Source organism: Candidatus Dependentiae bacterium (assembly GCA_018897535.1).
Lineage (GTDB): Bacteria > Babelota > Babeliae > Babelales > UASB340 > UASB340.
In genome coordinates, this window is the sequence record JAHIKO010000031.1 from 1 (window position 1) to 9096 (window position 9096).

The 9096-nt window shown below is 28.4% G+C and carries 9 protein-coding genes; 3 read left to right on the forward strand and 6 right to left on the reverse strand.

Annotated elements, in window-relative coordinates; genetic code table 11:
• Positions 1-27 precede the first annotated feature (27 nt).
• Positions 28-651 (reverse strand): orotidine 5'-phosphate decarboxylase, encoded by a 624-nt coding sequence (locus KKE07_01685; protein ID MBU4269569.1) that lies wholly within the window; start codon positions 649-651, stop codon positions 28-30.
• Positions 652-807: 156 nt separating this feature from the next.
• On the opposite strand from KKE07_01685, the gene rfaE2 reads away from it, so the two are divergent.
• Positions 808-2259: a D-glycero-beta-D-manno-heptose 1-phosphate adenylyltransferase gene (rfaE2, locus tag KKE07_01690; GenBank protein ID MBU4269570.1), complete on the forward strand. Its 1452-nt coding sequence runs from the start codon at positions 808-810 to the stop codon at positions 2257-2259.
• On the opposite strand, the gene KKE07_01695 is transcribed toward rfaE2, so the two are convergent.
• Both KKE07_01695 and KKE07_01700 read right to left on the reverse strand, forming a co-directional pair.
• Positions 2256-3623, reverse strand: coding sequence for a pyridoxal-phosphate dependent enzyme (locus KKE07_01695; protein MBU4269571.1), 1368 nt, complete (start codon positions 3621-3623; stop codon positions 2256-2258). The genes rfaE2 and KKE07_01695 overlap by 4 nt on opposite strands.
• A gap of 293 nt (positions 3624-3916) precedes the next feature.
• Positions 3917-4642 (reverse strand): hypothetical protein, encoded by a 726-nt coding sequence (locus tag KKE07_01700; protein MBU4269572.1) that lies wholly within the window; start codon positions 4640-4642, stop codon positions 3917-3919.
• Positions 4643-4759: 117 nt separating this feature from the next.
• Between KKE07_01700 and rsmG the strand changes: the two genes are divergently transcribed.
• Together rsmG and KKE07_01710 are read left to right on the forward strand one after the other, a co-directional pair.
• Positions 4760-5401, forward strand: a complete 642-nt coding sequence (rsmG, locus tag KKE07_01705; GenBank protein ID MBU4269573.1) for a 16S rRNA (guanine(527)-N(7))-methyltransferase RsmG — start codon at positions 4760-4762, stop codon at positions 5399-5401.
• A gap of 20 nt (positions 5402-5421) precedes the next feature.
• Entirely contained in the window at positions 5422-6213 is a 792-nt protein-coding gene (locus tag KKE07_01710; GenBank protein ID MBU4269574.1) for a hypothetical protein, read from the forward strand.
• A gap of 79 nt (positions 6214-6292) precedes the next feature.
• Here the strand turns inward: KKE07_01710 and KKE07_01715 are convergent, their stop codons facing one another.
• The 3 genes from KKE07_01715 to KKE07_01725 all read right to left on the reverse strand — a co-directional run.
• On the reverse strand, positions 6293-7642 hold the full coding sequence (locus KKE07_01715) for an ankyrin repeat domain-containing protein (GenBank protein ID MBU4269575.1): 1350 nt from the start codon (positions 7640-7642) through the stop codon (positions 6293-6295).
• 162 nt (positions 7643-7804) lie between these two features.
• On the reverse strand, positions 7805-8578 hold the full coding sequence (locus KKE07_01720) for an ankyrin repeat domain-containing protein (protein MBU4269576.1): 774 nt from the start codon (positions 8576-8578) through the stop codon (positions 7805-7807).
• Positions 8579-8892: 314 nt separating this feature from the next.
• Positions 8893-9096, reverse strand: a 204-nt coding sequence (locus tag KKE07_01725) for a hypothetical protein (GenBank protein MBU4269577.1), incomplete at its 5' end; no start/stop codon positions are given.

Sequence of the window (9096 nt, forward strand, 5' to 3'; positions counted from 1 at the left end):
TGTTTTTTGTAATTTTAAAAATTACAACTATTTTTTTAAAATATTTTTGAAAAATTCTGCATCTTTTGCAGGATCGCCGGAATGGGTAATTGCTGCACCGATTATAATTCCGTCAGGTTTTAGTTCCAAAATTTTGTTAATAGAATTTTTATTAATTCCACCTTCAATAAATATTGGTGTATCGGTGTTGCCTTTTACATTTTCCCATTCTTCTAAAAGAGTTTCCAGCATTTGTTCTTCATGCGGCCCATGAAAAATAATTCTGTCTATATCTAAACTTTTTGAATCCATTGCAGATTGTCCCAAAGAATGGGAATCCACAAGATCAAGTGCAATTTTACAATTATTTTCGTGTGCAATTTGTGCTGCATTTTGAATAATATTATTTGTAATTCCGGCAAGTATTGAGATACAATTTGCACCGGCTTGAGTATATTCTTTAATTGTATCTTCTACTCGATCGACTAATTTTACATCAGCATAAATTTCTTTGTCCGGAAAATTTTTTTTAAATTTTTTTACAGCTTCTAAGCCGTATTTTACTATTAAAGTTGATCCAATTTCAAATATATCTACATATTTTTCTATGTTTTTTGCTATTAAAATTGCCTTGTCTATGTCTTGTAAATCAAATGATACTTGTAATTTCATAAAATACTCCCTTAATTTTGGTCGAATATTTTTAAAGTATATTTGTTAAATACACAAATTTTCAAGATTACTATTTTTAGGTTGACACATTTTGTTTTAAAGGCAAACTCAAGTCAGTTTTTATCTGTTTATGGGTTTGAAAAATTAAGATTTATTATGAAAAATTTGATAAAAATTATACAAAATAGTTCAAGTAAAAATATTTTAATCATTGGTGACGTAATGCTTGATGAGTATATCTTTGGAACTGTTTCCAGAATATCTCCTGAAGCACCGGTGCCGGTTTTAAAAGAAGAAAAAATGGAATGGTGCCTTGGTGGTGCTGCAAACGTTGCTTTAAATTGTAAAAATATAGGCTGTAATGTAAATATTGTTGGCATTATAAACGATATGGACTTTGCGGGTCAAAAGTTAGCATCTATGCTATCTGAAAATGGAATATCTTCATCAAATTTAATAAAAAGCGAACAGAGAATTACCACATGTAAAAAAAGAGCTTTATGTGGTGGGCATCAACTTTTAAGAATTGATAACGAGTCTGAGCATAATTTAACAGACAAAGAGTTATTATTGATTACAGAAAAAATTAATAATTTGATTGTTAAAGATTCTATAATATTGATTTCTGATTATGCAAAGGGTGTAATTTCAAGTGAGTTGGTTAGGTTTGTTTCAGTAATTGCAAAATCCAGAAATTGTAAAATAATAGTTGATCCTAAAGGCAAAAATTTTGAAAAATATATTGGCGTTAATTATATAAAACCCAATTATAAAGAATTTTTGCTAATGCTGGATGTTTATGGCTTGGATAAAAATAATTCAATATCTAATAATGCAAAAATTTTGTGTGAAAAATTATCTATTGACGGTCTGATTATTACGTTAGGCGAAAAAGGGATTCATTTTGTATCAAAAGATGAAGATATTTTTGTTTCGGCGCTAAAAAAAGAGGTTTATGATCTTACCGGTGCCGGTGATACCGTTTTGGCATTTTTGGCACTTGGCCTTTCTGTTGGCTTTGATATGCAAAAATGCTTGCAAATTGCAAATACTGCTGCAGGCGTCGCTGTATCGCATTTAAAAACTTATGCAGTAAGTTTGGAAGAACTTTTGGATAAGAATATTTATTCATCTGAAAAAATTTATGAAAATTGGACCAATTTAAAAATTGAACTTGATTGGATTAAGGCTCAAAATAAAAAAATTGTTTTTACAAACGGATGTTTTGATCTTTTGCATTCCGGTCATATTTATTTATTAAACGAAGCAAAAAAGTTGGGCGATATTTTAGTTGTTGCAATTAATACCGATGAATCTGTAAAAAGATACAAAGGGCAGAGTAGGCCAATTAATAGTTTATATGAACGCATGCATGTTATGTCTTCATTGGGTATTGTCGATTTTGTTGTTTCATTTGAGCAGGATACACCCAAAGAACTTATTGAATATCTTTCACCTGATGTTTTGGTAAAAGGTGGCGATTATAAAGCAGAAAATGTTGCCGGTGCAGATTTTGTTAAAAAGAGCGGTGGACAAGTTGCAATTATTGAATATCAAGTTGGTTTATCAACGACTAATATTGTTAAAAAGATTAGTACTGTAGTTTAGTAAAAATCCATATATGGGTCCAAATTTTTAATCATATCCACTTCGTGGTCTTGTATCTTTGGAGGCAAATAAGAAAGTAATTCACTTGGCAGTTTTTCATAATCGACTTGCTTATAAAACATCTTATGATTAAATACATCGTCGAAAATTTTAGGCGTTAAGTATTTCGGATCTAAACTAGAAGATTGGTTAGCGTAAAGGTAAGTAGTGTAACCATGACTAAAAGTATTCCAGAATAAAATATTTTTATCTTTTAATAAATTTCTTTCTGCGTCAGATATTAATGCAGCTAAAGTTTTTCCTGTGTATGTTCCCTCAAAAATTTGGTTGGCCAGATTATAAAATAATATTACAGAATTTGCTGCTTGACTTGTTATGTCAGCATATCCGGCACCTACAAAATTGTGATTAATTTCGACATCAACTCCGGGATATTTAATTTGTGTTCCTGAAAGCGTTGCAAAATTATTTGGAAAATTATTATCCAAATAATTTAGATATATAACAGTTTTATTTATTAAATTCGCAAGATCTTTTACTTTTTCTTCAGGTGTACTACTTATTCTTACTGCGACAATTTTACTTTTTAATCCTGCAGCGGCAGCTCCAATAATTAATCCGGCAGCAGTTCCACAACTTCCAAGTGTTACATAAATAATATCCGGATCCGGAATATTTAGATCAACCAATTGCTTTTTAAGCTCAAATGCAGCGTTTACAAAACCAATTGTGCCGAGTTCATTTGAACCACCAACAGGTATAAAATAGTAATTATTTTTTTTGCAAAAATTTAAACCATAATTTTCTAATTTTTCATTTGTGTTCAAACTTTTATCTGCATAAAAAATCTGCGTGGCAACTTTTGTCATTAAAGATAAATTTCTTATAACAATGCTTGTAATTCTTTGATCGTTAAGTATTAATACAGAATTTAATCCAAGCAATTTTGCACAAACGGCTGTTTCAAGTGCATGATTTGATCCGGCGCCCCCAAGCGTGCAAACTGTTTTGTAGCCTTTAGATATTGCATCCGCCAATAGAAATTCAAGCTTTCGCATTTTATTACCTGTTGGAATATTTTTGCTGTGCTTATAACCGTCATCTTTGTAATATAAGCTTTTACAATTTAAACTTGGCTTAAATCTGTCTGAAAAGTTTTTCCAATAGTCAGGTGTATTTATATCTTTTTGAAAAACGTGTTTTTTTGTATCAATTTTTATTATTGGGCTTGGATATTCGCCTAAATTAATATGTGCTATTTTATTTTTTAAATTTGGATATGCATCAAATAATGGGATTGTGTAAGATTTGTTTAAGATAAATATAAAAGATATTAGAAATAAAAATTTTTTTAAAATATTCATGAATTTCTCCTATTCACTAATAAAGTTTTGTCTACATAAATGTAGGTTTTAATATTAAACAACAATATTATAAAAATTCAAGAAAGCTTTGCGAATGCAATGCGATATTATGGTAGCCCAATGCGTCTGCTTTGGGCGATTGGTAAATATTTGTTTTATAAATAGCAAAAGACTGGATCCCGGGCCTGTCCGCCGTAGCTTTACGCGAAGGCTGGATCGGTGGCCGGGATGACACACTAACAAATTTAGGCTTTATTTTTAATTTGAATTTAGATGTTTATTCAGTGTTTGTGTTAATTATTTTGTATTAATCTTTCCGTTACAATATTACTAACACTCTTTTCTTCAGCTTGTGTTGGTTCAAAATATCTTTTCATGCTCATGAAATTTAATATTAAATTATTCTTTTCATCATCATTTATGGCATAAATATTTCTTGGCAAAATCATTTGAGCATTATCATTTGTTCTAAAATCTCCAAGAGTAACGTAAATATTTTTTGCTTTGGTTAAAAGAACCACAGATAAAGGGTTAATTATGTTGTTTTCAGGTATTTGTGCATTTGTAACCTGCCAATAATATTGTTTACTTTCATCCTGCTTTTTTTCAAATAAATATATTTTTGTATTTTCTTTTTCTTGCGCAAAGACTTCTTGATGTGAAAAAGTGTTGCCTTTAACATTTATTAAATTAATTTTAGGCGTTATTACCAGATATAGTTTTTGCTCAGTATGCTTTAATGGGAAAAATATTTGACCGTCGATATTTGAAAAATCTATATAACCGCTATAAATTGCCAAAAAACCACCTATTATTTGCGTGCGATTTTTAAAAAATTCACCCTCAAGAAGCTTTTTATTGATTTGCGAAGGTGTTTTTTCGCTTAATTGATTGAATTTTTCTTCACTAAACCGGTCAAAAGTTTGACTTGGTGCCGGATCTAGGTAAAAAATAAGCCTTGGGCTTGGGTTAATTGTATTTATACCAATTATTAAAAATAGTAAAAAAAACTTCTTCATTTCGTCCCCCCCTTTGAATTTTTTATTAAATTCTTTAACTTTAAACTCTTATTCGTTTAATATAATGTAGCAAAAGCAAGAACTTTAAATCCAGGATTTTAAAAAAAGGCACTTATAATGAAAAATACAAAAGAAAAACCAAGTGAGATTATTTTTAGCAATTTTGCCAGGCAAGACAGTCTTTCAACTGAACAGGTTGAACAGTTTCAAGAGTATGAAAAATTACTTAAAGAATGGAATGAAAAGTTTAATCTTACTGCAATTACAGATACGGCTGGAATTGTAAACCAACATTTTCGAGATTCTTTGATCTTAAAGAATTTTATGGATCTTAATAAAGTTAATTCTATTGCCGATATCGGACCTGGGGCCGGATTTCCTTCAATACCTTTAAAAATCGCATATCCAAATCTAAAAGTTTATTTGATAGAAGTTAATCAAAAGAAACAAAAGTTTTTAGATTTTATAGTCAAAAAACTTAATTTATCAGATGTTGAAATAATAGATCTTGATTGGAGAACGTTTTTACGTAAAACCGAGCATGATATTGATTATTTCGTTACAAAAGCTGCTTTGCATGAAGTTGAACTTATAAGAATGTTTAAAGCCAGTTGTTATTATAAAAATTCAAAACTTATTTATTGGGCAAGCTTTGATTGGATTGCATATCCAAAAGCTGTTGAATATATTTTGCATGAAAATAGTTATAAATTAAATAAAAAAGATAGAAAATTAGTTTTTATGGGAGTTAAAAAATAGGGTTTTAATAAGGGGGGAATATGTGTTTTATAAGAATAAAAATTGCTATAAGTTTGATATTTCTTATTTGTAGCAATTTTTATATTTATTCAAATATAGAAATTAAAAATAGTTCAGGGTTTGATTTTTTAGTTTTTTATCAAGATTGTGATAATAAAGAATCGGTAAATTGCATAAAAGTTCCATTTAATACATCTAATGAAATAGAATCAAATGAAAATAATAAATTTGAGCTTGAATTTTCAGCTTTAGAAATTTGTAAAAGTAAAAATTTAACCCTGCAATTTTCTAAAGACAGTTTTTATGCATTCGATGGTGATGTATTGGAAATATCTTTTGATTATGATCGAGCAACTTTTATGCTTTTATTAAGATCTAAAGATGATATTAATAAAGATGGTGTATTATATGCACAAGATTCTTCTGACTCAGAAGAAAATTTGCACAAATGGTTTTGTGTTTCCAATGAAAATTTTGAGATCACGTCGATTCAAAATAACTCTGAAGATGTTGCTTTGAATATACATATTTTAGTTGGTGAATATTTTAGAGATTTTATTGTACAACCAAATGAAAAATTAAATTTAGTTGGAAAAATTTATATTGTTAAAATTAATGATTTTGATGATGTTGAATTATGGTTAAAGCCCGGATTGTATACAATTAAATATGTTGAAATAGAAAATCCTAAAAAATTAATTTTAAAATATAAAATTAATTTTGAATCTAAAGTTATAAAGCAGGATATTTATGCAGAAAATCACTTCAGGCGATTAAATCACTTTATATATTCACGTGCAAATGCAGATTAATTTAGATATAATTTTTTTGAGAACTAAAAATATTTGTATGGCTGATTTATTTTAAATAAACCAGCCATAACTCTATGCTTTAATCGCCATAATCACAACAATCACAATCGCCTCGGTCAAAACCATCAAAATCGTCTTCAAATCTGAAATTGACTTGTTCCAATAATTTAAAAAATTTACAAGAATCTTCTCCATTAATTGCTTGCTTGAGTGCCATATCAAAAACTGTCCAGCCACCATTATCTTTTCCATTTAAAAAAGTTTCCAAAAACTTTGGATTTTGTTCATTTATTTGTTTGGCCGTGGCAATTAATAATTCAGTGATTTCAATATTCCCATCAAAAGCAGCATAATTTAAAACTGTCCAGCCATAATTATCTTCTGCATTTAAAAAAGTTTCCAAAAAACCTGAATTTTCTTTATTTATTTGTATTGCTTTGTTAATCAATAATTCAACAATTTTTATATCATTTCCGCATACTGCTGCCATTAAAATTGTTTGTTCATAATCTTGTTTATTATCAAATTTGTACTTTTTATTTAAATCAAGATTATTCTTATCGATTAAAGACTTAACCGTTTTTGAATCCTTTTCTATTATGGCGTTCATTAGCTTTTGTTCAAGTTCGCCGTCAAAACCAAAACCGTCATTAAGAAATAATTCATTCACATATTCTTCATTCCAACCGTCTTCTTTTGTGGAATTGGCTTGTTCCTCCAAATACTTATTGGCTTCTTTTAATAATTCAACAACTTGATAATAATAACCACTTTTTCCATTAATTGCTTGACTGGTTGCAAGATTTAAAGCTGTCTTGCCACCATTATCTTTTGCATTTAAAAAAAATTCTAGAAATTTGGGATTTTGTTCATTTATTTGTATGGCTGTGTCAATCAATAATTCAGTGACTTCGATGCTTCCTCCAAAGGCAGCACAATGTAAAGCTGTCCAGCCGTTCACATTGTTTTTTGCATTTAGAAAAGTTTCTAAAAAATCTGGATTTTGTTCATTTATTTGTATGGCCGTGTCAATCAATAATTTAGCAATATCCCCATAGTTACCAAATTTTTTGGCTGTAATATATAAAACCGTATTGCCATTCTTATCTTTTGTATTTAAAAAAGTTTCCAAAAAACCTGGATTTTGTTCATTTATTTGTATTGCTTTGTTAATCAATAATTCAACAATTTTTTTACCATTTCTCCATACTGCTGCTATTAAAATTGTTTGTTCATAATCTGGTTCATTATCAAATTTATACTTTTTATTTAAATCAAGATCATTCTCATCGATTAAAGACTTAACCGTTTTTGAATCCTTTTCTATTATGGCGGTCATTAGCTTTTGTTCAATTTCGCCGGCAAAACATGAAAAAACGAAATTTGCGGTGGTTGCTGTTACTATAATAATTTTTTTAATACTGTTCATAAAATCCTTCATAAAAAAGTTTTTAAAATTTATTTATAATTTTTAAAGTATTATTGATGTTTTATATATTATTTAAAATTTTCATACTCCTTTAGTTTTTAGAATTTGTTATTGTGGATATTTTTTATTACATATAACTCTATGTTTTAATAATAATTGCTCTTAATCGCCACAATCACAATCGCCTTCGCCAAAATCAAAATCGTCTTCTCCAAATCTGGAATTGACTTGTTTCAAAGACATAAAGGCTTTTTCTATTAATTTAAAAAAATCATGATAATAATAACGTTCTCCATTAATTGCTTGCTCGATTGCAAGATCTAAAGCTGTCGTGCCATTAATATCTTTTGCATCTAAAAAAGTTTTCAAAAAACCTGGATTTTGTTCATTTATTTGTTTGGCCGCTTCAATCAATAATTTAGAGATTTCGATACATCTTCCAATGGTAGCACAATGTAAAGCTGTCGAGCCGTTCTTATCTTTTACATTTAAAAAAGTTTCCAAAAACTTTGGATTTTGTTTATTTATTTGTTTGGCCGTGTCAATCAATAATTCAGTGATTTTAAAACTTCCTAAAAAAGCAGCATAATGAAAAGCTGTCCAGCCATCATTATCTTCTGCATTTAAAAAAGTTTCCAAAAAACCTGGATTTTGTTCATTTATTTGTTTGGCCATATCAATCAATAATCCAACAATTTCTATACAATTTATTTTTACTGCTTCCATTAAAATTGTTTGTTTATAATCTGGTTTATTATAAAAATTATACTTTGTATTTAAATCAAGATCATTCTCATCGATTAAAGACTTAACCGTTTTTGAATCCTTTTCTATTATGGCGTTCATTAGCTTTTGTTCAAGTTCGCCGGCAAAACATGAAAAAACGAAATTTGCGGTGGTTGCTGTGACTATAATAATTTTTTTAATATTGTTCATAAAATCCTTCATAAAATTATTGCGTGTGTTGGCTTTTTAATTAACAAAATAAATATTTTTTTAGTTATGTATTTTGAAAAGATTAAGGTTTAAAATATATATATAAGATTTTTTTTGTAAATATTTTATTTATAGATATATGTGCAGAATTAGCATTGGAAGGGTGCTTTAATTTTTTTATATAAATTTCGAGATTATTTTTATTAAATTGAGATTTAGTTAAAACTTTTAAAATATTGCACAACCGCAGGCTTTTTCATGTTTAATTGGAATATCATAAGGCTCTAGTTCAGATAAATCTTCTTTGCTGTCGTTTACAAATCATATGAATTTTTATCATATTCATATTCATCGTTATTTACACAAGAAAAATCTTCTTTGCAGTTAAATTCATATGTATCAATAGCATTTAAATTTAAATAATATTCTTCCAGCCAATCGTCCATTTTGCCATCAGACAAATCATTTAGTCTTTCAAAAAATTCTTCACGATTTTTTATCATAAAAAAATTAGCCAA